Consider the following 21,400-nt stretch of genomic DNA (forward strand, 5'->3'; position numbering starts at 1 on the left):
TTAAGATAGACGGTCCGCTTGACGTTCTGGATAGCGGACCCGGTCGAGCCACTCGAGCAGCGGGATGGTGGCCGGCAGCAGCGGACTGACGCCGAAGGCGCCCTGCCAGGCGAAGGCCTGGCCTTCCAGGCTTTGCGGCTCCCCCAGCCACTCGCGGCAGATATAGAAATACAGGCGCACGTGGGCGTGTTCGTACACGTGCTCGACGCAGCACCAGGCCTCGCCGCTCACCACCTGCACGCCCAGTTCTTCCATGAACTCGCGCTGCAGGGCGGCGAAGATGTCTTCGCCCGCTTCGACTTTCCCACCCGGGAATTCCCAGTAGCCGGCATACGGCTTGCCGTCGGGACGCTGGCCGAGCAAGACGTCGCCGTCGGGCCGCATCAGGACGCCGACGGCGACGTCGACCGGTGGTTTATTGGTATGCGTTTCAGTCATTCGATGATGCATCCGGCAGCTTGCCGGCATAGTCCTTCGCGAATTGCCAGGCCACGCGGCCCGAGCGCGAGCCGCGCTGCAAGGCCCACTGCAGGGCTTCCGGCCGCGCGGCCTCGATCTGTTGCTGCGTGCAGCCGAAGTCCGTCAGCCAGTGGCCGACGATGTCCAGGTAGTCGTCCTGGCGGAACGGGTAGAACGACAGCCACAGGCCGAAGCGCTCGGACAGCGAGATTTTCTCTTCGACCGTCTCGCCCGGGTGCAGGTCGCCATCCTCGCCGTGGCGATAGCTGGCGTTGTCCGACATTTTCTCGGGCATCAGGTGACGCCGGTTCGAGGTGGCGTAGATCAGCACATTGTCCGATTGCGCCGTGATGCTGCCGTCGAGCGCCACCTTCAGCGCCTTGTAGCCGGCCTCGCCCTCTTCGAACGACAGGTCGTCGCAAAAGACCACGAAGCGCTCGGGCCGGCCCGCGACCAGGTCGATGATGTCGGGCAGGTCGGCAAGATCCGCCTTGTCGACCTCGATCAGGCGCAGGCCCTGGTCGGCGAAGGCGTTCAGGCAGGCCTTGATCAAGGAAGACTTGCCGGTGCCGCGCGCGCCGGTCAGCAGCACATTATTGGCCGGGCGGCGCGCCACGAACTGGCGCGTGTTCTGCTCGATCTGGCGCTTCTGGGCCGCGACGTGGTGCAAGTCTTCGAGCTTGATGGTCGAGGCGTGCAGCACCGGCTGCAGGTAGTTGCCGCCTCCAGCCGGACGCCGGCGCCAGCGGAAGGCGAAACTGCGCTTCCAGTCCGGCTCGCGCGCGGTGGCCAGCGGCAGCACCGCCTCCAGGCGCTCGAGCAGGCCTTCGGCGCGGCGCAGAAACTGATCGAGCGGCGTCATCGATCAGGAACGGTAGTCGGCGTTGATCGAGACGTAGTCGTGCGACAGGTCGCAGGTCCAGACGGTGGCCGTGGCCTCGCCGCGGGCCAGCTTGACGCGCACCGTGATCTCGGACTGCTTCATCACGCGCTGGCCATCTTCTTCCTTGTAGTCCGGATTACGGCCGCCGCTCTTGGCGACCCAGACGTCGTCCAGGTAGAGGTCGAGCTTCGTCACGTCGAGGTCGTCCACGCCGGCGTAGCCGACCGCGGCCAGGATGCGGCCCAGGTTCGGGTCGGACGCGAAGAAGGCGGTCTTGACCAGCGGCGAGTGGGCGATCGCGTAGGCGATCTTGCGGCACTCGGCCACGTCATTGCCTTCGTCGACCGTGATGGTCATGAACTTGGTCGCGCCTTCGCCGTCGCGGATGATCTGCTGCGCCAGGTTGCGCGAGATGTCGGTGACGGCATCCTTGAGCGCTTCGTAGTCGGCGCCGCTGGCGGCGTCGATCGACAGGCCGCCGGTGCCGGTGGCGATCACGATGAAGGAATCGTTGGTCGAGGTATCGCCATCGATGGTGATCGCATTGAACGAGTGGTCGGCCGCGTGCTTGACCAGTTCGTCCAGCACCGGCTGGGCGACCTTGGCGTCGATCGCCAAGTAGCCGAGCATGGTCGCCATATTCGGCTTGATCATGCCGGCGCCCTTGCTGATGCCGGTCATCGTCACGGCGTGGCCGCCGATGGTGACGGTGCGCGAAGCTGCCTTTGGCTGGGTGTCGGTGGTCATGATCGCCTCGGCGGCGTTGAACCAGTTGTCCGCCTTCAGGCTCGTGGCGGCGGCAGGTAGGCCGGCCAGCAGCTTGGGCATCGGCAGCTGTTCCAGGATCACGCCGGTCGAGAATGGCAGCACCTGGCTGGCCTCGAGGCCCAGTAACTTGGCCACTTCGGCACAGGTGGCGTTGGCGTTGGCCAGGCCCTGCTCGCCGGTGCCGGCATTGGCGTTACCCGTGTTGACCACCAGCGTGCGGATCGGCGCGCCACCGTTCTTGACGGCTTCCAGGTTGGCCTTGCTCACCTGCACCGGCGCGGCGCAGAAGCGGTTCAGGGTGAACACGCCGGAGACGGTTGCGCCTTCGGCCAGCTTCATGATCAGGATGTCCTTGCGGTTCGGCTTCTTGATGCCGGCTTCGGCAAAGCCGATCTCGACACCGTTGACGGGCTTCAAGTCGGCGGCGACTGGCAGGGGGGAATTGACGGCCATGGTGATCTCGTTGGAAAAATTGTCGAATTCGTTATTGTAACGCCAGCGCCAAGGCGATGTTGCGAGGATTCTGCTACACATCAACGCGTGCGGATGCCTTTAGGAAAACATGGGCGATGCCGACCGAATTGAATGCCACCGCCCGGCGCCACCGCCAGATATTCGAGGACGCCGCGCGCGAGTTTGACGTCCCCCGCGCGCTGCTCGAAGCAGTCGCCTGGGCCGAAACGCGCTGGCATTCGCCATCGCCGCAGTCCGAATCGCACCATGGCATGCCGCTGCCCCACGGCATCATGGGCTTGCGCGACGATCCCCATTTCGGCCGTTCGCTGCGCCTGGCCGCCGCCCTGCTCGGCATGCCGTCGCGCCAACTGGCGCTCGACACGCCCAGCAATATCCGCGGCGCGGCCGCCCTGCTCGCGCTGTATGGCCCGGGACTGACCCGGACGTCGCCGCTGGAAGCCTGGGAAGCCGCGCTGGCGCGCCTGTCCGGCATCGCGCAACGCGACATCGCGCAGATCCACACCTATGACATCTATATGGCGGTCCGCGAAGGACGCCGGGGCCCGGACTTCGCGGTCACACACCAGCCGGTCGACCTGGCGCGCATCTATGGCCAGGCGCGGCTCGACGTGCTGTCGGCGCGGGTGCTGCAGCTGGCCGACTATCCGGACGCGGTATGGCTGCCGGCGGCCAGCTGCAATTATTCGGGCCGCACGCTGGCGGTCAGCCACGTGACCGTGCACACGACCCAGGGTTCGTATGCGGGAGCCATCTCGTGGTTCCGCAACTGCAGCGCCGGCGTGAGCGCCCACTACCTGGTGCGTTCGTCGGACGGCCAGATCACGCAGATGGTGAGGGAAAGCGACAAGGCCTGGCATGCGGGCAGCGCCAACGGCCACACGGTCGGGATCGAACACGAAGGCTTCGTCGAGCAGCCGGACGCCTGGTATTCGGAGGCGATGCTGCTGGCCTCGAGCGGCGTGGCGCGCGCCATCCTGGCGGCGCGCGGCATCCCGCCGCGCGTGTATGACGGCAGCCGTGGCTGGAACGCAGTGCTGGCGGAGGCCGACTACAACGTGAATGGGCATGTGAACCATGCCGGGCAGACGCACACCGATCCGGGCGCGGGCTGGGATTGGGAGAGGTACAAACGGATGATCGAGGGCTCCGGCGCTGGCTGAACGCGTGGATGGCGAAGCCATCCACCCTACAAAAGCAAACGGCCAGGTTTCCCTGGCCGTTTTTCATGCTGCGGATCGCTCGCTTACGCCAGCTTGCCGTGGCACTGCTTGAACTTCTTGCCGCTGCCGCAAGGGCATGGATCGTTGCGGCCGACCTTCACGCCCATATAGCTGCTGTGGTCTTCGGCCGATACGGCCTCGCCTTCGCCGCTGCGGTTCGGGTTCGGATTGAGCAGTTCTTCCGGCGCCGCCGACGGGTTGAAGTCGGCGTGCTGGTAATTGACGTTTTCCAGCTGCGCAGCCTGGGCCGCCATCGCCGCCTCGGCCGCCTCGACTTCTTCGCGCGACTGGATGCGCACGGTCATCACGGTGCGGATCACTTCGTTCTTGATCAGGTCCAGCATATTGCTGAACAGCTGGAAGGCTTCGCGCTTGTATTCCTGCTTCGGGTTCTTCTGCGCATAGCCGCGCAGGTGAATACCCTGGCGCAGGTGGTCCAGCGCCGCGAGGTGTTCGCGCCAGTGAGTGTCCACGCTCTGCAGCATGACGTTGCGCTCGAAGCCGCCGAACGATTCCTTGCCCACCACGCCGACCTTGGCGCCATAGGACGCGTCGGCCGCGGCCAGCACGCGCTCGAGGATGTCGTCGTCGTTCAGGTTCGGTTCGTCCTGCAGCATCTGCTGCAGCGGCACGTCCAGGCTCCATTCGGAAGAGAGCGCGGTTTCCAGGCCCTTGACGTCCCACTGTTCCTCGACCGATTCGGCCGGCACGTAGTCGCGCACCAGGTCGGTGAACACGCCCACGCGCAGCGAGTTGATCATCTCGCTGATGTCGGTCGACTCCAGCAGTTCGTTACGCTGGGTGTAGATCACCTTGCGCTGGTCGTTGGCGACGTCGTCGTATTCCAGCAGCTGCTTGCGGATGTCGAAGTTGCGGGCCTCGACCTTGCGCTGGGCCGACTCGATCGAGCGCGACACGATGCCCGCCTCGATCGGTTCGCCTTCCGGCATCTTGAGGCGGTCCATGATGGCGCGCACGCGGTCGCCGGCGAAGATGCGCAGCAGCGCGTCGTCCAGGCACAGGTAGAAGCGCGAGGAACCCGGGTCGCCCTGGCGGCCCGAACGGCCGCGCAGCTGGTTGTCGACCCGGCGCGATTCGTGGCGCTCGGTGCCGATGATGTGCAGGCCGCCGGCATTGACCACGTGGTCGTGCAGCGACTGCCATTCGTCGCGCAGCTGCTGCGCCTTGGCGGCCTTCTGCTCGGGCGACAGGCTGCTGTCGGCTTCGATCAGCTGGATCTGCTTGCCGACATTGCCGCCCAAGACGATGTCGGTACCGCGACCGGCCATATTGGTGGCGATGGTGATCATCTTCGGCCGGCCGGCCTGGGCGATGATCTCCGCTTCGCGGGCATGCTGTTTCGCGTTCAGGACATTGTGCTGCAGGCCGGCCTTGGTCAGGATTCCGGACAGCATCTCGGAGTTCTCGATCGAGGTGGTGCCGACCAGTACCGGCTGGCCGCGCTCGTAGCAATCGCGGATGTCGTTGACCATCGCGTTGTACTTCTCGTCCGAGGTCTTGTAGACCTGATCCTGGCGGTCCTTGCGCTGCGATGGGCGGTTCGGCGGCACCACCACGGTTTCCAGCTTGTAGATATCCTGGAATTCGAAGGCTTCGGTGTCGGCGGTACCGGTCATGCCCGCCAGCTTGGCGTACATGCGGAAGTAGTTCTGGAAGGTGATCGAGGCCAGGGTCTGGTTCTCGTTCTGGATGCGCACGCCTTCCTTGGCCTCGACCGCCTGGTGCAGGCCATCCGACCAGCGGCGGCCCGTCATCAGGCGGCCGGTGAATTCGTCGACGATCACGACTTCGTTGTTCTGCACCACATAGTGCTGGTCCTTGTGGTACAGGACGTGGGCGCGCAGCGCCGCATACAGGTGGTGGATCAGGGTGATGTTGGCGGCGTCGTACAGCGAGGCGCCTTCGGGCAGCAGGCCCATCTCGGTCAGGATCGCTTCGGCATGCTCGTGGCCGGCCTCGGTCAGCAGCACGGTGTGCGCCTTCTCGTCCTTCAGGTAGTCGCCCGGGACTTCGATCTTGCCCTTGCCGTCCGGGGTTTCTTCACCGATCTGCTGGGTCAGCTTGAGCGGGACTTCGTTCAGGCGGTGGTACAGGTCGGTGTGGTTCTCGGCCTGGCCCGAAATGATCAGCGGGGTGCGCGCCTCGTCGATCAGGATCGAGTCGACCTCGTCGACCACCGAAAAGTTCAGGGTGCGCTGCACGCGTTCGCGCGCCTCGTAGACCATATTGTCGCGCAGGTAGTCGAAGCCGAATTCGTTATTGGTGCCGTAGGTGATGTCGGAACCGTAGGCCTTCTGCTTGCTGTCGTGGTCGAGCTGCGACAGGTTGACGCCGGTGGTCAGGCCCAGCCAGCCGTACAGCTGGCCCATCTGGTCCGCATCGCGCTGGGCCAGGTAATCGTTGACGGTAATGACGTGCACGCCCTTGCCCGACAGACCGTTCAGGTAGACCGGCAGGGTCGCCATCAGGGTTTTACCCTCACCGGTGCCCATCTCGGCGATCTTGCCCTGGTGCAGGACCATGCCGCCGATCAGCTGGACGTCGAAGTGGCGCATCTTGAGGACGCGCTTGGCCGCTTCGCGGCAGACGGCGAAGGCCTCTGGCAGGATGTCGTCCAGGGTCTGGCCCTTGGCGAGGCGATCCTTGAATTCAGGGGTCTTGGCTTGCAGCTCGGTATCCGAAAGCTGCTCCATTTGTGGCTCGAGCGCGTTGATCTGACGCACGGTCTTTTGGTACTGCTTGAGCAGACGCGAGTTACGGCTGCCGAAAATCTGGGTCAGGAATGACATGCTGTGTTCTAGAAAAATACGCCGCAAAGAGAAGCCAAGATGATATCAAAGCGATAAGCACCAAAGACCGCGTTAGGCAAATAACCACTGATTTTATCATGCGATCCGGCCACACTTGGGGATGGTAGGCAGGATAACAAGTCCTGCCGAGCCAGAAATGTTATCAAACTGGCTTCGATGGCGCTCCCACGGCGGCGGATCCGCCACCCGGTCCGCCCAAAGCGCGGGCGCTGTGGTATGTTCCAAGCATGCAGCAATCTCCTCCCAAGCGTCCCTTCCATATTTTCGGGACCAGCACCCGGCAGACCTCGCACGCCGCCACCGACTTCTTGCGCGCCAACGACCGCATGGCCAGCCTGCTGCCGGCCGTCGGCCGCATGGCGCGCCTGCAGGCCGACTGCGCCGCGGCGCTGCCGGCGATCTTTCATAACTGCGACGTGCTGTCGTTCCAGGAGGGCGTCCTGACCCTGGCCGTGCCCAGCTCGGCGCTGGCGGCGCGCCTCAAGCAGCTGATGCCGAAGCTGCAAGCGACCCTGCTGCAGAAGGGCTGGCAGGTGGAATCGACCAAGATCAAGCTGCAGGTGACCCGCGCCCTGCCCGACCGGCCCGAGATGCGCACGCTCGAGCTGCCGCCGCGCGCGGTGCAGGCCTTCGAGGAACTGGCGGAGTCGCTGCCGGATACGCAGCAGAACCGGGATCTGGTGGCGGCGCTCAAGGCGCTGGCGGCGAAGAGGAAGTAAAAAAGACAATGGCTGCGGTCCCTACCGGGACCCGCAGCCATCGTCGTATTCCGTGCAGAGTGGCAGGCTCAGCTCTGCGCCCACTCCCGCGTCATCTGCCGCACATACGAAGGCGGCGCCGTGCCCAGGTCGTCGAAGGTAACGATTTCGTACGAATCCGGCTGCGCCAGCAGCGCGCGCAGCAGCTCGTTGTTGAGCGCATGGCCCGATTTGTGCGCGGTATAGCTGGCCAGCAGCGGATGGCCGACCAGGTACAGGTCGCCGATGGCGTCCAGGATCTTGTGGCGCACGAACTCGTCCTCGTAGCGCAGGCCGTCGGTGTTCAGGATGCGGTATTCGTCCATCACGATCGCGTTCTCGAACGAGCCGCCGCGCGCCAGGCCCATGCCGCGCAGGCTTTCCACGTCCTGCATGAAGCCGAAGGTACGCGCGCGTGCCACGTCGCGCACATAGGTGATGTCGCCGAAATCGACGGTGGCGCGCTGCATGGTGCCGTCCACCGCCGGGTGGTTGAATTCGATGAAGAAGTCGAGTTTATAACCGTTGTGCGGCGACAGGCGCGCCCATTTCTCGTTGGCGCCGCTGCCCTGGCGCACTTCGACGTCCTTGAGCACGCGGATGAACTTGCGCAGCGGGGTTTGCTCTTCGACGCCGGCCTGCTGCAGCAGGAACACGAAGGACGATGCCGAACCGTCCATGATCGGGATTTCCTCGGCCGTGACGTCGATGAACAGGTTGTCGATGCCCAGGCCGGCGCAGGCCGACATCACGTGCTCGACGGTCGAAACGCGGGCGTCGTCCTTGATCAGCACCGAGGCCATGCGGGTATCGCCCACCACGTGGGCGGAGCTCGGGATGGCCACGATCGGGTCCATGTCGACGCGGCGGAACACGATGCCGGTATCGGGCGCGGCCGGGCGCAGGGTCAGTTCGACCTTGCGGCCGGAGTGCAGGCCGACACCCGTGGTGCGGACCAGTTCCTTGATGGTTCTTTGTTTCAGCATGGGCCGATTATAGCCCAGCGTTTACATGCTTGCCGCCGCCTCCCCCGATTGGCCCGGCGGTGGTGGCGCGCGAGCGACACATCATGGATGCTCGGCTTCGACGTGCTCTTTTTCGTGGCGGATCAGATACAGGCCGCTGCCGATGATGATGGCCGCGCCCACCATGGTCCAGCCGTCGGGCAGCGCGCGCCACAGCAGCCAGTCCAGGCCCACGCCCCAGGCCAGGGCCGAATATTCGAACGGCGCCACGCTCGAGGCCTCGCCGCGCGAAAACGCCTCGGTGATCGCCAGCTGGCCGATGAAGCCCGACACCGCCAGGCCGCACAGCAGCGGGATCTCGCTGGCCGGAATCGGCACCCAGCCCGGCGCCGCCAGCAGGCCGGCGCCCACCGCGATCATGACGATCAGCCAGAACACCGTATGTTCGCTGCGATCGCTGCGCGCCAGCACCCGCACCGTGATCGCCGACACCGCGTAGCAGGCGGCCGCCCCCAGCACCGCCAGGCCACCGATGGTGAAAAAGCCGGCGCCGCTCGGGCGCAGCACGACCAGCACGCCGCCCAGGCCTACCGCGATCGCCACCCAGCGCGCCAGGTTGACCCGCTCTTTTAATAACAGGACCGACAGCGCCGTGATCAGGGCCGGCGCGATGAAGAAGATCGAATAGGCCTCGGCCAGCGACAGGCTCTTGAGGCCGAAGGCGAACAGGGCCAGCATCATGATCCCGAGCACGCCGCGCAGGAAGTGCATCGGCCAGCGCACCTGGAACACGCCCGTGAAGGCGCCGCGCCAGGCCACGTAGGCGGCAACGAGCGGCAAGGAACACATGGCGCGCAGCGCCGCCACCTGCATCGCCGGATAGCGTGCCGCCAGCAGCTTCATCGCCGTGTCCATCAGGGCGAACATGAAGACGGCGAGCAGCATCGCGTAGATGCTGTACAGGTTGCCCCCTCTCGCTGTCATAGCCATTTTTCCATGAACAGGCTCAAGGGGTCGGGCTGGTAATCGCCAAAGGGCGCGCAGCGGCTGAAGCCGAAACCTTCGTACAGCGCGATCGCCGCCGGCTGGTGGATGCCCGTTTCGAGCTTCAGCTCGCCCAGGCCCGACATGCGCGCGAACATCGCCAGGTGTTCCAGGAGCTTCTTTCCCGTCCCCAGGCCGCGGCGCGCCTCGTCCACGTACATTCGTTTCACTTCGCCATAGGCGCCGCGGTTGACCAGGGCCGCGCAGCCGACCGCCGCGCCGTCGATGTCGCGCGCCACCAGGAACAGCACGTCGCCGGCCAGCAGCGCGTCGATGTCCATCAGGTGGTTGCTCTCAGCCGGGTACAGCGCGGCGCAATAGGCGTCCAGCTTGTCCAGCATGGCCCGCACTTCGGGCTGGTCGGGGGTTTCGGTATTGATAATCATAAGGAAGAAACGGCGCCGCAGCGCCGTTCGTCAAGTGCGGATACGGCCGGGAATCAGCCCAGTTTCTGCAGCATCGATTCGGCGCTCGAGGCGTCGATGCCCTTGGCGTCGATGTCCAGGGTCTTGACCACGCCATCCTCGACCAGCATCGAATAGCGCTTCGAGCGCGTGCCCATGCCGTGGGCCGAGAAGTCGTTGTCCAGGCCGAGGGCCTTGGTGAAGGTGGCGTTACCGTCGGCCATCATGCGCACGATGCCGGTGGCCTTCTGGTCGCGGCCCCAGGCGCCCATCACGAAGGCATCGTTGACCGAGATGCACCAGATTTCATCGACGCCCTTGGCGCGGATGGCGTCGGCATGCTTGACGAAGCCCGGCACGTGCTGCACCGAGCAGCCGGGGGTGAAGGCGCCTGGCAGACCGAAGATCACGATCTTCTTGCCTTTGACGAGGTCCGCCACCTGGAAGGTGTTCGGGCCCAGGCTGCAGCCCTCGGTCTCGTTCTCGATGAATTCCGCGAGGGTGCCTTCCGGCAGTCGGTCGCCGATCTGGATGGTCATGCTGTTCTCCTGTTGATGTTTTGTGAATCTTGCCATTATCGCTGATCTGGAATGGGTGTGCTGGCGGTGACGACAACTTGCGACCCGCGGCTTCTGCACGTCGTACCCGCGAAGGCGGGTACCCAAGTTTGCGTGCGCTGCCTCTTGCGTCGAGCGTAGCGGCTGCTCATCGGCCTCGGGTACCCGCCTCCGCGGGTACGACGTGCTGGCGGTGCGGATCGTGGGTGATTTTCGTGCTGTGCAAACAAAAAGGCCAGCTTGCGCTGGCCCTCTTTTCGCGAACGACTGCCCGAATCAGTCGGCCTGCTTGCGCAGGAACGCCGGAATGTCATAGGTCTCGACGCCATTGCGCTGCATCGCCTGCACCTGCTCCGATGCCTGCTCGCGGCGCCACACGGCCGGCTGCTTCATGCCGCCCAGGGCGTCGGCGCTGGCCTTGCCCGCGGTCAGGCCGCCTGCTACCGCCGCAGCGCCCTGCATCACCGGCGCGTCGTAGGTGCCGGTGCGCAGCTGTTGCTGCGGCTGGACCAGCTGGATCGACTTCTTGTTCTTGCCCAGGCCCGTCGCGACCACGGTCACGCGGATCTCGTCGCCCATCGCGTCGTCGTAGGCGATGCCCTGGGCGATCGAGGCGTCAGGCGCCGCGAAGGCGCGCACGGCGGCCATGACTTCCTTGATCTCTTTACCTTTCAGGCCACGGCTGGCGGTCACGTTGACCAGCACGCCCTTGGCGCCCGACAGGTCGATGCCGTCCAGCAGCGGCGAAGCGACAGCCTGTTCGGCGGCGATGCGCGCGCGGTCCACGCCCGATGCGGTCGCGGTGCCCATCATGGCCTTGCCCTGCTCGCCCATGATGGTCTTGACGTCATTGAAGTCGACGTTGATGTGGCCCGGCACGTTGATGATCTCGGCGATACCGGCCACCGCGTTGTTGAGCACATCGTCGGCGTGCTGCATCCAGTCGAGCATCGATTCGTCTTCGTAGATGTCTTCCAGCTTCTCGTTCAGGATGACGATCAGGGAGTCGACGTGCTTGGTCAGTTCTTCGAGGCCTTCCTCGGCCACGTCCATGCACTTCTGGCCTTCGTAGGAGAACGGCTTGGAGACCACTGCCACGGTCAGGGCGCCCATGGTCTTGGCCACTTCGGCCACGATCGGCGCGGCGCCGGTGCCGGTGCCGCCGCCCATGCCGGCGGCGATGAAGACCATGTGCGCGCCGCGCAGGGCATCCTCGATGCGCGAGCGCGACTGCTCGGCCAGCTGGCGGCCGACTTCCGGACGCATCCCTGCGCCCAGGCCGGAATCGCCGATCTGGATGATGTTGTTGGCGCTGGAAACAGCCAGCGCCTGTGCGTCCGTGTTGGCGGCGATGAACTCGACACCGGACACACCTTTATTGATCATGTGCTGAACCGCGTTGCCGCCGGCGCCACCGACGCCAACGACCTTGATCACGGTTCCCAGTGCTGCGTTATCGACCATATCGAACTCCATGATGAACTCCCTATTCTCAGAATGCGGTTCCAGGGAAGAGGCCTTGGCGTTGCTGGTTCGCTGCCTCAAACCGGTAACTGCGATTGTATGTAAAAACTTGTAACCCGTGATGAATTTTCGCTACCTAATTTGTTACCAAGTGCTTTATTTGTGGCTGAATCAGAAGTTCCCAGCGATCCACTCCTTCATTCGTTGCCAGACTGCCTTCACCGAGCCGTCCTGGCGCGTGACGATATGCCCGCGCAGGTACTGTTTCTTCGCTTCGAGCAGCAGGCCGAGCACCGTCGCATAGCGCGGGCTGCGCACCACGTCGGCCAGCTGGCCGCGGTAGTCCGGCGTGCCGAGGCGCGCCGGCTTGAGGAAGATGTCTTCCGCCATCTCGATCATGCCCGGCATGATCGAGCTGCCGCCCGTCAGCACGATGCCCGAGGACAGCACGCCTTCGTAGCCGGATTCGCGCACGGCCTGGTGGACCATGGCGAACAGTTCTTCCACCCGAGGCTCGATCACGGCTGCGAGGGCCTGGCGCGACAATGCGCGTGGGCCGCGGTCGCCGAGACCTGGCACTTCGAGTGTCTCGCCCGGATCGGCCAATACCTGCTTGGCCACGCCGTAGCGGATCTTGATGTCCTCCGCCTCGCCGGTCGGCGTGCGCAAGGCCATTGCGATGTCACTGGTGATCTGGTCGCCGGCGATCGGGATGACCGCCGTATGGCGAATCGCGCCGTCCGAGAACACCGCGATGTCGGTGGTGCCGCCGCCGATGTCGATCAGGACCACGCCCAGTTCTTTTTCGTCGACCGTCAGCACCGCGTCGGCGGACGCCATCGGTTGCAGGATCAGGTCCGAGACCTCGAGCCCGCAACGGCGCACGCACTTTACAATATTTTGCACCGCAGACACCGCACCGGTGACGATGTGCACCCGTACTTCCAGTCGAATGCCGCTCATGCCGATCGGCTCGCGCACGTCTTCCTGGTTGTCGACGATGAATTCCTGCGGTACCGTGTGCAGCAATTGCTGGTCGGTCGGGATGTTGACCGCCTTGGCGGTCTCGATCACGCGCGCCACGTCGGTGGCCGTCACTTCCTTGTCCTTGATCGCCACCATCCCGCTCGAATTGAACGAACGGATATGGCTGCCGGCGATGCCAGCGTAGACGTTGCGGATCTTGCAGTCCGCCATCAGCTCGGCTTCCTCGAGCGCGCGCTGGATCGATTCGACCGTGGCCTCGATATTGACGACCACGCCCTTCTTCAATCCTTTCGACTCGTGCTGACCCAGCCCGATCACCTCGTGGCGTCCGTCGGACATCACCTCGGCGACCACGGCCACCACCTTGGAGGTGCCGATGTCGAGGCCGACGATCAGGTTTTTCGCGTCTTTTGTCATTGCTGTTCGCCTGCTTCAGATTTGCTTGGTTGTTTTATTGGGTGCTGCATGTTTGGGTGATTCCTTGGGCTTCTTCGCCGCCTTGACCGGCTTCGTCGCATCGAGCGGCACGGTCAGTGCCGCCGACGACAGGGCCAGTCCGTTCGGATAGCGCATATCGATGGTGTCGATACGGCCCTCCTGCAGCCGGGCGACCAGCTGCGGATAGACGCCGACCAGGCGCTGCACGCGTTTTCGTAGCGTGTTGCGATCCTGCTCGCGTCCCAGTGCGACGCTCATGCCGTTGTCCAGCCTTACGGTCCAGGCATACCGGTTGGACAGCGACAGCTCTTGCGGCACCAGCTCCACCTGCGCGAACGCCGTGCGCAGTTCGTTGAAGCGGGCCAGCACTTCCTTTTCGCTGCCGACCGGACCGTCGAAGGCCGGCAACGCCTGTTCATCCTCGGTCTCGGCCACGTTGGCGGTGAACACGTCGCCCTTCACCGACAACAGGCGGCCATCCTCGCCCCAGGTGCCGAGGGCCTCGTGTTCCTCGACCTCGACCACCAGCGCATTGGGCCACTCGCGGCGCACGGTGGCGCGGCGCACCCAGGGCACGGTCTCGAAAGTCGCGCGCACCTGTTCCAGGTCGGCGGTGAAGAAGTTGCCGCGAATCTTGCCGAGCACGCCGTTGCGCACGGTGAGTTCATTCACGTGCTTCAACTCGATCCCGTACATGCTCTCCACTGTCACCGAGCCGAGCGAGAACATCGGGCGCTGCGACAGCCACCACACGCCCGAGATCAGGGCGGCGAGCACCGTCACCGCCGTCATGAAACTGGCGGTCGCGTTGAGGGCCCGGACGTCATGCCACATCTGGATTTATCCTTTAGCCTTGTGGCCCATCTTGAGCCGCGCCGAACGCAGGATCTCGACGCACAGGTCTTCATACGCGATGCCCACCGCGCGCGCCGCCATCGGCACCAGCGAATGGGTCGTCATGCCGGGCGAGGTGTTCACCTCCAGCAGGAAGGGACGCATATCGCTTTCGCGCACCAGCACGTCGACCCGGCCCCAGCCCTCGCAACCCAGGGCGCGGTAGGCGTTCACCGCATGACGCTGGATCTCGTGGGTCAGCTCTTCCGGCAGCGGCGCCGGGCAGTGATACACGGTGTCGTCGGTGAAGTACTTGTTCTGGTAGTCGTACTTGCCTTCCGGGGCCACGATCTCGACGATCGGCAGCGCACGGGCGCTGGCGCCCTGCCCCAGCACGGCTACGGTGAATTCGCGGCCGGTGACGAATTCCTCGGCCAGCACCGCCTCGTCCATGCTGGTCACCAGCGCGACCGCTTCCTTCAGCTGGTCGGCTTGCGTGACCTTGGTGATGCCGATGCTCGATCCTTCGAGCGGCGGCTTGACGATCAGCGGCAGGCCCAGGCCGGCCACCACCGCATCCAGGTCGGTGTCCGCATCGATGGTCACGTAGCGCGGGGTCGGCACGTTCTCCTGCAGCCAGATCTTCTTGGTGGTGATCTTGTCCATGCCGACGCTGGACGCCATCACGCCGCTGCCGGTGTAGGGAATGCCCAGCAGTTCGAGGGCGCCCTGCAGGCTGCCGTCTTCGCCGTAGCGGCCGTGCAGCGCGATGAACACGCGATCGAATTGTTGCGCGGCCAGGTCGGCCAGGCTTTGCGTGCCCGGATCGAAGGCATGGGCGTCGATGCCGCGGCTTTTCAGGGCCTGCAGCACGCCGTTGCCGGAAATGAGCGAGATCTCGCGCTCGGCGGAGCGTCCGCCGAACAGCACGCCGACCTTGCCGAAAGCGGCTGCATCAAGGGTAGGAGTGGTGGTCACGATGTTAGCCTTTTGCATTGGTCAGTTGGTTGGGCACGCCGCTGATCGAGCCGGCGCCCATGGTCAGCACGACGTCGCCGTCGCGCGCCACATTGAGGATGGCGGCCGGCATATCGGCGATCGCTTCCACGAAAATCGGTTCCGTCTTGCCGGCGGTGCGCAGCGCGCGCGCCAGCGCGCGGCCGTCGGCGGCCACGATCGGCGCCTCGCCGGCCGGATACACCTCGGCCAGCAGCAGCACGTCGGGCGTGGCCAGCACCTTCACGAAGTCTTCGAACAGGTCGCGCGTGCGGCTGAACCGGTGCGGCTGGAAGGCCAGCACCAGGCGCCGGCCCGGATAGGCGGCGCGCGCGGCGGCCAGGGTCACCTCGGTCTCGACCGGGTGGTGGCCGAAGTCGTCGACCAGGGTGAAGCTGCCGCCGGCCGCCAGCGGCACCTCGCCGTAGCGCGTGAAGCGGCGGCCGACGCCACGGAATTCCAGCAGGCCCTGGGCGGTGGCAGCGTCCTCGATGCCGATCTCGCGCGCGATCGCGATCGCCGAGCAGGCATTGAGAACATTGTGCATGCCGGGCTGGTTCAGCACGAACTTGGTGTCCGGATAGCCTTCCTGGCGCACCGTGAAATGCATCTGCGTGCCTTCGGCATAGGCGTCCAGCGCGCGCACTTCGGCTTCTTCGCAAAAGCCATAGGTGGTGACCGGCTTGGTCACCTGCGGCAGGATCGAGCGCACGTGAGGGTCGTCGATGCACAGCATCACACGGCCGTAGAACGGCATGCGGTGCGTGAAGTTCACGAACGCGGCCTTCAGTTTCTCGAAGTCGTGTTCGTAGGTGTCCATGTGGTCGGCGTCGATGTTCGTGATCACTTCGATCATCGGTGACAGGTTCAGGAACGAGGCGTCCGACTCATCGGCTTCGGCCACGATGTATTCGCCGCTGCCCAGGGCCGCGTTGGCGCCAGCCGCCGTCAGGCGTCCGCCGATGACGAAAGTCGGGTCCAGTCCGCCGGCGGCCAGCACCGACGCCACCAGGCTGGTGGTGGTGGTCTTGCCATGGGTGCCGGCGATCGCGATGCCGCGCTTCAGGCGCATCAGTTCACCCAGCATGATCGCGCGTGGAACGATGGGCGTCTTGTTGGCGCGCGCGGCGATTACTTCCGGGTTCGACTCATTGACGGCGGTCGAGGTCACGACGACGTCGGCGCCGCTCACGTTCTCGGCCAGGTGGCCGAGGTGGACGGTCGCGCCCAGGCCGGCCAGGCGCTGGGTGGCGGCATTGCTGCCCAGGTCCGAGCCGGACACCTGGTAGCCGAGATTGAGCAGCACTTCGGCGATGCCGCTCATGCCGCTGCCGCCGATGCCCACGAAGTGGATGTTCTTGATCTTGTGTTTCATTGGTTCTGTCCTGCCAGTCGTTCCAGTTCTTGCGCGATCGCCTCGTTGGCGTCGCGCTTGCCCACGCCATGCGCAGCCTGCGCCATCGCCAGGCAACGCTCGCGCGCCGTGTCTTGCAGCAGGCTCGCCAGCCGCTGCGGATTGAGTTCTCCCTGCGCCAAGTGCACAGCCGCGCCCTGCTTGTCCATCCACAGCGCGTTGTCGCGCTGGTGGCTGGTGGTGCTGGCGACGAAGGGCACCAGCACGCTGGCCACGCCGGCCGCCGTCAGTTCGGACACCGTGATCGCGCCGGCGCGGCAGATCACCAGGTCGGCATTCGCGTAGGCGGCGGCCATGTCATCAATGAAGTCGACCACGTTTGCGTTGACACCGGCCTGCAAATAAGACGCGCGCAGCGCATCGATATTCTTCTTGCCCGACTGATGGGTCACGATCGGACGGGTGGCCGGGTCGATCAGGGCCAGGGCCGCCGGTACGCTGTCGTTGAGGACTTTCGCCCCCAGGCTGCCGCCCACGACCAGCACGCGCAAGGGGCCGCTGCGGCCAGCGAAGCGCGCGGCGGGCGCCGGCAGGTCAAGGATCTGCTGGCGCACCGGGTTGCCGGTGACCACCGCCTTGCCGGCCGCCTTGCCGAAATCGGCCGGGAAGCCGAACAGCACCCGCTGCGCGACCGGCGCCAGCGTCTTGTTCGACAACAGCAGCGCGGCGTCGGCATTCACCAGCGCCAGCGGGATGCCGCGCGAACGCGCCATCATGCCGCCCGGGACGGTGACGTAACCGCCCATGCCCAGCACCACGTCGGGACGACGGTTACCAAGATAGCGGCGGCAGGTAATGAAACTGGCCGCCATCTTGAAGGCGCCCTTGACGGTGTGGGCCAGGCCCTTGCCGCGCAGGCCGGCGAAGTCGATGGTGTCCATCGGGATGCCGGCCTTCGGCACCAGGTCGGTTTCCATGCCGTGGGCGGTGCCGAGCCAGCTCACTTCCCAGCCGCGCGCGCGCATGGTCTGCGCGATCGCGATGCCGGGGAAGATGTGGCCACCCGTTCCTGCAGCCATGATCATCAAACGCTTGGTCATGTCCTGCCTCCGCGCATCCGCACCCGGTTTTCGTAGTCGATCCGCAGCAGGATCGCCAGGCCGATGCAGTTGAACATGACGCCCGAGCCGCCAAAGCTCATCAGCGGCAAGGTCAGGCCCTTGGTCGGCAACAGGCCCAGGTTCACGCCCATATTGATGAAGGTCTGCACGCCGATCCAGATACCGATGCCCTTCGCGGCCAGGCCGGCGAAGGTCTGGTCTAGTGCGATCGCCTGGCGGCCGATGTCGAAGGCGCGCTTGACCAGCCAGTAGAACATGGCCACCACCACCAGCACGCCGACCAGGCCCAGCTCTTCGCCGATCACGGCCATGATGAAGTCGGTGTGCGCTTCCGGCAGGTAGTGCAGCTTCTCGACCGAGGCGCCCAGGCCCACGCCGAAGAATTCGCCGCGCCCGAAGGCGATCAGCGAGTGCGTCAACTGATAGGCCTTGTCCAGTGCATTGCCTTCTTCCCACGGGTCGAGGTAGGCGAACATGCGCGCGCGGCGGAATGGCGACAGCGCGATGATCGCGCTGAAGATCACCACCAGCAGCGCGCCGATGCCGCCGAACCAGACGATATTGATCCCGCCCAGGAACAGGATGCCCATGGCGATGCAGACGATCACGCCGAAGGCGCCCAGGTCGGGCTCGAGCAGCAGCAAGGCGCCGACCAGGCCGATCGCGACCATCATCGGCAAGAAGCCCTTGGTGAGCTTGTGCATGTATTCCTGCTTCCTCACCGTGAAGTCGGCCGCGTACAGCACCACCGCGATCTTCATGATCTCGGACGGCTGCAGGTTCATGACTTTCAGCGACAGCCAGCGGCGCGCGCCGTTGACCGATACACCCAGGCCGGGGATCAGGACCAGTACCAGCAACACCAGGGTGCCGATGAACAGCATGGGCGCGTACTTCTGCCACACCGCGATCGGGATCCGGAACACCACCGCGGCGGCCACCATCGAGACGATGATGTACATCGCCTGGCGGTACAGGAAGTATTCGTTGCGGTCTTCCAGGTAGCGGAACTTGGGCGAATCGGGCAGCGCGATCGAGGCCGAATACACCATCACCATCCCGAGCAGCATCAGCAGCAAGGTGACCCATACCAGCGGCTGGTCGTAGTCCATCATCTTCGACGGCTTGCTGCGGCCGTCGACGGTGGCGTCGGAAGCAAGGCCGGAGAACTTGAACGGAAGCTGGAAGGCCATCAGATCTCCTGTCCCTTGTCCAAAGCGATCTCGCGCACCGTGTCGACGAACACCTGCGCGCGGTGCGCGTAATTGGTGAACATGTCGAGGCTGGCGCAGGCCGGCGACAGCAGCACGGCATCGCCGGCGCGCGCGAGACCCGCGGCGCGGCGCACCGCCTGCGGCAGGTCGTCCAGGTCGAAGGCCGGCACGCCGGTCGGCTCGATGGCGGCACGCACGGCCGGCGCATCGCGGCCGATCAGCAACACGGCGCGCACATGATCCGCGACCGGATGCGCCAGCGGCGAAAAGTCCTGGCCCTTGCCGTCGCCGCCGGCGATCAGCAGGATTTGCTGGTCGGCGCCGGTGAAGGCCTTGCCCAGGCCGGTCAAGGCGGCCACGGTGGCGCCGACATTGGTGCCCTTGCTGTCGTCGTAGTAGTCGACGCCGTCGATGGTGGCGACCAGTTCGACACGGTGCGGCTCGCCCGCGTATTCGCGCAGGCCATGCAGCAGCGGCGCCAGCGGCAGGCCGCAGGCGCGGCACAGGGCCAGCGCGGCCAGCGCGTTCGACGCATTGTGCAGGCCGCGAATCTTCAGCGCATCGGCCGGTATCAGGCGGTTGACGATGGCGTCCACTGGCTCGGCCACTTCGCCTTTCTTGCGTTTCTTCTCGATCTCTTCGCCCGGCACGGCATTGGCCAGCCACAGCACGCCGCGCTCTTCGAGCAGGCCGAAGCTGTTGGCGTCCACCGGCTCGCCGGTGCCAAAGGTGTAGGACGGGGTATCGACTGCCGTCATGCGCATCACGCGCGCATCGTCGCGGTTCAGCACGCGCACCGTGTCGGCGCCGAAGATGCGCGCCTTGTCCGCCGCATAGGCGTCCATGCTGCCGTGCCAGTCCAGGTGGTCCTGGCTCAGGTTCAGCACCGTGGCGGCATCGGCCTGCAGGCTGAAGGTGGTGTGCAGCTGGAAGCTGGACAGTTCCAGCACCCAGGCCTGCGGCAAGTCATTCGCATCGATCGTTTCGCGCAGCACGTCCAGCGCGGCCGGGCTGATATTGCCGGCCACGCGCGTGGTGAGGCCCGCGCGGCGGCACAGCAGGCCGGTCAGACTGGTCACCGTGGTCTTGCCGTTGGTGCCGGTGATCGCGATGACCTTCGGCGTGTAGCCGCTCGTTTCACGCAGGTGCGCGAGCGCCTGCGCGAACAATTCGATCTCGCCCCACACTGGCACGCGACGCTCGGCAGCGGCCGGGATGATGTCGACCAGCTCACGATTCGGCGCCAGGCCCGGACTGACGGCAACGAAGTCGACGCCATCGAGCAGCGCGGCATTGAACTCTCCTGCAATGAACTCGACATCCGCCACGGCGGCGCGCAGCGCCGCCAGGCGCTGGGGTGCATCGCGCGTATCGGCCACGCGCACACGTGCGCCGGCCCGCGCCAGCCATTGCGCCATCGCCAGCCCGGATTCACCCAGGCCCAGTACCAATGCGTGTTTGCCGTCGTAGTTCATCTCAGCGCAGTTTCAACGTCGACAGGCCGACCAGGATCAGCACCATGGTCACGATCCAGAAGCGGACCACGACCTTGGTCTCCTTCCAGCCCTTTTGTTCGAAATGGTGGTGCAGTGGCGCCATCAGGAAGACGCGGCGTCCGGTGCCGTAGCGCTTCTTCGTGTACTTGAAATAGCTGACCTGGATGATCACCGACAGGGTCTCTGCCACGAAGATGCCGCCCATGATGAACAGCACGATTTCCTGGCGCACGATGACGGCGATGGTGCCGAGCGCGCCGCCCAGCGCCAGCGCGCCGACGTCGCCCATGAACATCTGGGCCGGGTGCGCGTTAAACCACAGGAAGGCCAGGCCGGCGCCGGCCATCGCGCCGCAGAAGATCAACAGTTCGCCCGCGCCCGGGATGTACGGGATCAGCAGGTATTTGGAGAACGTCACGCTGCCGGTCAGGTAGGCGAACAGGCCCAGCGCGCCGCCCACCATCACGGTCGGCATGATGGCCAGGCCATCGAGACCGTCGGTGAAGTTGACGGCGTTGGACGAGCCGACGATCACGCAATACGTCAGCGCGATGAAGCCCCACACGCCCAGCGGATAGCTGATGCTCTTGAAGAACGGGACGATCAGGTCGGCCTTGGGCGGCAGGTCCATCGAGAAGCCCGACTGCACCCAGGCGTAGAACAGTCCCATGGCTTCCCATGGCGAGGCGGCCGACAGCGCGAACGCCAGGTACAGCGCCGACGTGATGCCGACCAGCGACATCCAGAAGTATTTCTCGCCCGAGCGCATGCCTTCCGGGTCTTTATAGACCACCTTGCGGTAGTCGTCGACCCAGCCCACCGCGCCGAAGCCGAAGGTCACCACCAGCACCGGCCAGATCAGGCGGTTCGACAGGTCGCACCACAGCAGCGTCGAGACGCCGATCGCGATCAGCACCAGCACGCCGCCCATGGTCGGGGTGCCGTGCTTGGTCAGGTGGCTTTGCGGACCATAGGTGCGCACCGCCTGGCCGACCTTCAGTTCGGTCAGCTTGCGGATGACGATCGGGCCGGCGACCAGGCCGATCGTGATGGCGGTGATGGTGGCGAACACCGCGCGGAACGTGATGTAGTTGAACACGCGCAGAGGACCGATATAGTCCTGGAAGTATTGTGCGAGCCAGAGAAGCATA

At 65.3% G+C, this 21,400-nt stretch carries 19 protein-coding genes; 2 read left to right on the forward strand and 17 right to left on the reverse strand.

Annotation, left to right across the window (positions count from 1 at the left end):
- The 3 genes from SOM28_RS12090 to argJ are packed head-to-tail and all read right to left on the reverse strand — an operon-like array spanning nucleotide 1 to nucleotide 2,563.
- Nucleotides 1-438, reverse strand: a complete 438-nt coding sequence (locus SOM28_RS12090) for an NUDIX domain-containing protein (protein ID WP_320468262.1) — start codon at nucleotides 436-438, stop codon at nucleotides 1-3.
- Nucleotides 431-1,321 carry an ATP-binding protein gene (locus SOM28_RS12095; RefSeq protein WP_320468263.1) on the reverse strand — a complete coding sequence of 297 codons (891 nt, stop codon included), beginning with the start codon at nucleotides 1,319-1,321 and terminating at the stop codon, nucleotides 431-433. Before SOM28_RS12095 ends, SOM28_RS12090 begins: the two co-directional genes overlap by 8 nt.
- 3 nt (nucleotides 1,322-1,324) lie before the next feature.
- Nucleotides 1,325-2,563: a bifunctional glutamate N-acetyltransferase/amino-acid acetyltransferase ArgJ gene (gene argJ / locus SOM28_RS12100; protein WP_320468264.1), complete on the reverse strand. Its 1,239-nt coding sequence runs from the start codon at nucleotides 2,561-2,563 to the stop codon at nucleotides 1,325-1,327.
- 116 nt (nucleotides 2,564-2,679) lie between these two features.
- On the opposite strand from argJ, the gene SOM28_RS12105 reads away from it, so the two are divergent.
- On the forward strand, nucleotides 2,680-3,747 hold the full coding sequence (locus SOM28_RS12105) for an N-acetylmuramoyl-L-alanine amidase (protein WP_320468265.1): 1,068 nt from the start codon (nucleotides 2,680-2,682) through the stop codon (nucleotides 3,745-3,747).
- Between the two features lie 83 nt (nucleotides 3,748-3,830).
- Here the strand turns inward: SOM28_RS12105 and secA are convergent, their stop codons facing one another.
- The gene (secA, locus tag SOM28_RS12110; protein ID WP_320468266.1) at nucleotides 3,831-6,617 is read right to left on the reverse strand and encodes a preprotein translocase subunit SecA; all 2,787 of its coding nucleotides are present in this window, start codon (nucleotides 6,615-6,617) and stop codon (nucleotides 3,831-3,833) included.
- A gap of 248 nt (nucleotides 6,618-6,865) precedes the next feature.
- Between secA and SOM28_RS12115 the strand changes: the two genes are divergently transcribed.
- Nucleotides 6,866-7,357, forward strand: coding sequence for a DciA family protein (locus SOM28_RS12115; RefSeq protein WP_320468267.1), 492 nt, complete (start codon nucleotides 6,866-6,868; stop codon nucleotides 7,355-7,357).
- Between the two features lie 68 nt (nucleotides 7,358-7,425).
- Here SOM28_RS12115 and lpxC read toward each other — a convergent pair whose 3' ends face one another.
- From lpxC to mraY, 13 genes are all read right to left on the reverse strand, one after another.
- Nucleotides 7,426-8,361, reverse strand: a complete 936-nt coding sequence (lpxC, locus tag SOM28_RS12120; protein WP_123069381.1) for a UDP-3-O-acyl-N-acetylglucosamine deacetylase — start codon at nucleotides 8,359-8,361, stop codon at nucleotides 7,426-7,428.
- Nucleotides 8,362-8,442: 81 nt separating this feature from the next.
- On the reverse strand, nucleotides 8,443-9,324 hold the full coding sequence (locus tag SOM28_RS12125; RefSeq protein WP_229414921.1) for a DMT family transporter: 882 nt from the start codon (nucleotides 9,322-9,324) through the stop codon (nucleotides 8,443-8,445).
- Nucleotides 9,321-9,770 carry a GNAT family N-acetyltransferase gene (locus SOM28_RS12130; RefSeq protein ID WP_320468268.1) on the reverse strand — a complete coding sequence of 150 codons (450 nt, stop codon included), beginning with the start codon at nucleotides 9,768-9,770 and terminating at the stop codon, nucleotides 9,321-9,323. Before SOM28_RS12130 ends, SOM28_RS12125 begins: the two co-directional genes overlap by 4 nt.
- Before the next feature lie 53 nt (nucleotides 9,771-9,823).
- Complete coding sequence (locus SOM28_RS12135) at nucleotides 9,824-10,327, reverse strand: peroxiredoxin (protein ID WP_123069383.1); 504 nt, start codon at nucleotides 10,325-10,327, stop codon at nucleotides 9,824-9,826.
- Nucleotides 10,328-10,621: 294 nt separating this feature from the next.
- Entirely contained in the window at nucleotides 10,622-11,821 is a 1,200-nt protein-coding gene (ftsZ, locus tag SOM28_RS12140) for a cell division protein FtsZ (RefSeq protein WP_123069384.1), read from the reverse strand.
- 159 nt (nucleotides 11,822-11,980) lie between these two features.
- Complete coding sequence (ftsA, locus tag SOM28_RS12145) at nucleotides 11,981-13,213, reverse strand: cell division protein FtsA (protein WP_005668243.1); 1,233 nt, start codon at nucleotides 13,211-13,213, stop codon at nucleotides 11,981-11,983.
- Between the two features lie 15 nt (nucleotides 13,214-13,228).
- Nucleotides 13,229-14,068, reverse strand: a complete 840-nt coding sequence (locus SOM28_RS12150) for a cell division protein FtsQ/DivIB (protein ID WP_320468269.1) — start codon at nucleotides 14,066-14,068, stop codon at nucleotides 13,229-13,231.
- Nucleotides 14,069-14,074: 6 nt separating this feature from the next.
- Entirely contained in the window at nucleotides 14,075-15,046 is a 972-nt protein-coding gene (locus tag SOM28_RS12155; RefSeq protein WP_320468270.1) for a D-alanine--D-alanine ligase, read from the reverse strand.
- Between the two features lie 4 nt (nucleotides 15,047-15,050).
- Nucleotides 15,051-16,439 carry a UDP-N-acetylmuramate--L-alanine ligase gene (murC, locus tag SOM28_RS12160; RefSeq protein ID WP_123069387.1) on the reverse strand — a complete coding sequence of 463 codons (1,389 nt, stop codon included), beginning with the start codon at nucleotides 16,437-16,439 and terminating at the stop codon, nucleotides 15,051-15,053.
- On the reverse strand, nucleotides 16,436-17,518 hold the full coding sequence (murG, locus tag SOM28_RS12165) for an undecaprenyldiphospho-muramoylpentapeptide beta-N-acetylglucosaminyltransferase (protein ID WP_320468271.1): 1,083 nt from the start codon (nucleotides 17,516-17,518) through the stop codon (nucleotides 16,436-16,438). Before murG ends, murC begins: the two co-directional genes overlap by 4 nt.
- Nucleotides 17,515-18,732, reverse strand: a complete 1,218-nt coding sequence (gene ftsW, locus SOM28_RS12170; RefSeq protein ID WP_123069388.1) for a putative lipid II flippase FtsW — start codon at nucleotides 18,730-18,732, stop codon at nucleotides 17,515-17,517. The genes murG and ftsW overlap by 4 nt, the downstream gene beginning before the upstream one ends.
- Entirely contained in the window at nucleotides 18,732-20,228 is a 1,497-nt protein-coding gene (murD, locus tag SOM28_RS12175; protein WP_320468272.1) for a UDP-N-acetylmuramoyl-L-alanine--D-glutamate ligase, read from the reverse strand. The genes ftsW and murD overlap by 1 nt, the downstream gene beginning before the upstream one ends.
- 1 nt (nucleotide 20,229) lies before the next feature.
- Nucleotides 20,230-21,399: a phospho-N-acetylmuramoyl-pentapeptide-transferase gene (gene mraY, locus SOM28_RS12180; protein WP_123069390.1), complete on the reverse strand. Its 1,170-nt coding sequence runs from the start codon at nucleotides 21,397-21,399 to the stop codon at nucleotides 20,230-20,232.
- Between the last annotated feature and the right edge of the window lies 1 nt (nucleotide 21,400).

The sequence above is a fragment of the Massilia sp. CFBP9026 genome, assembly GCF_034045165.1.
Lineage (GTDB): Bacteria > Pseudomonadota > Gammaproteobacteria > Burkholderiales > Burkholderiaceae_D > Telluria > Telluria arenae.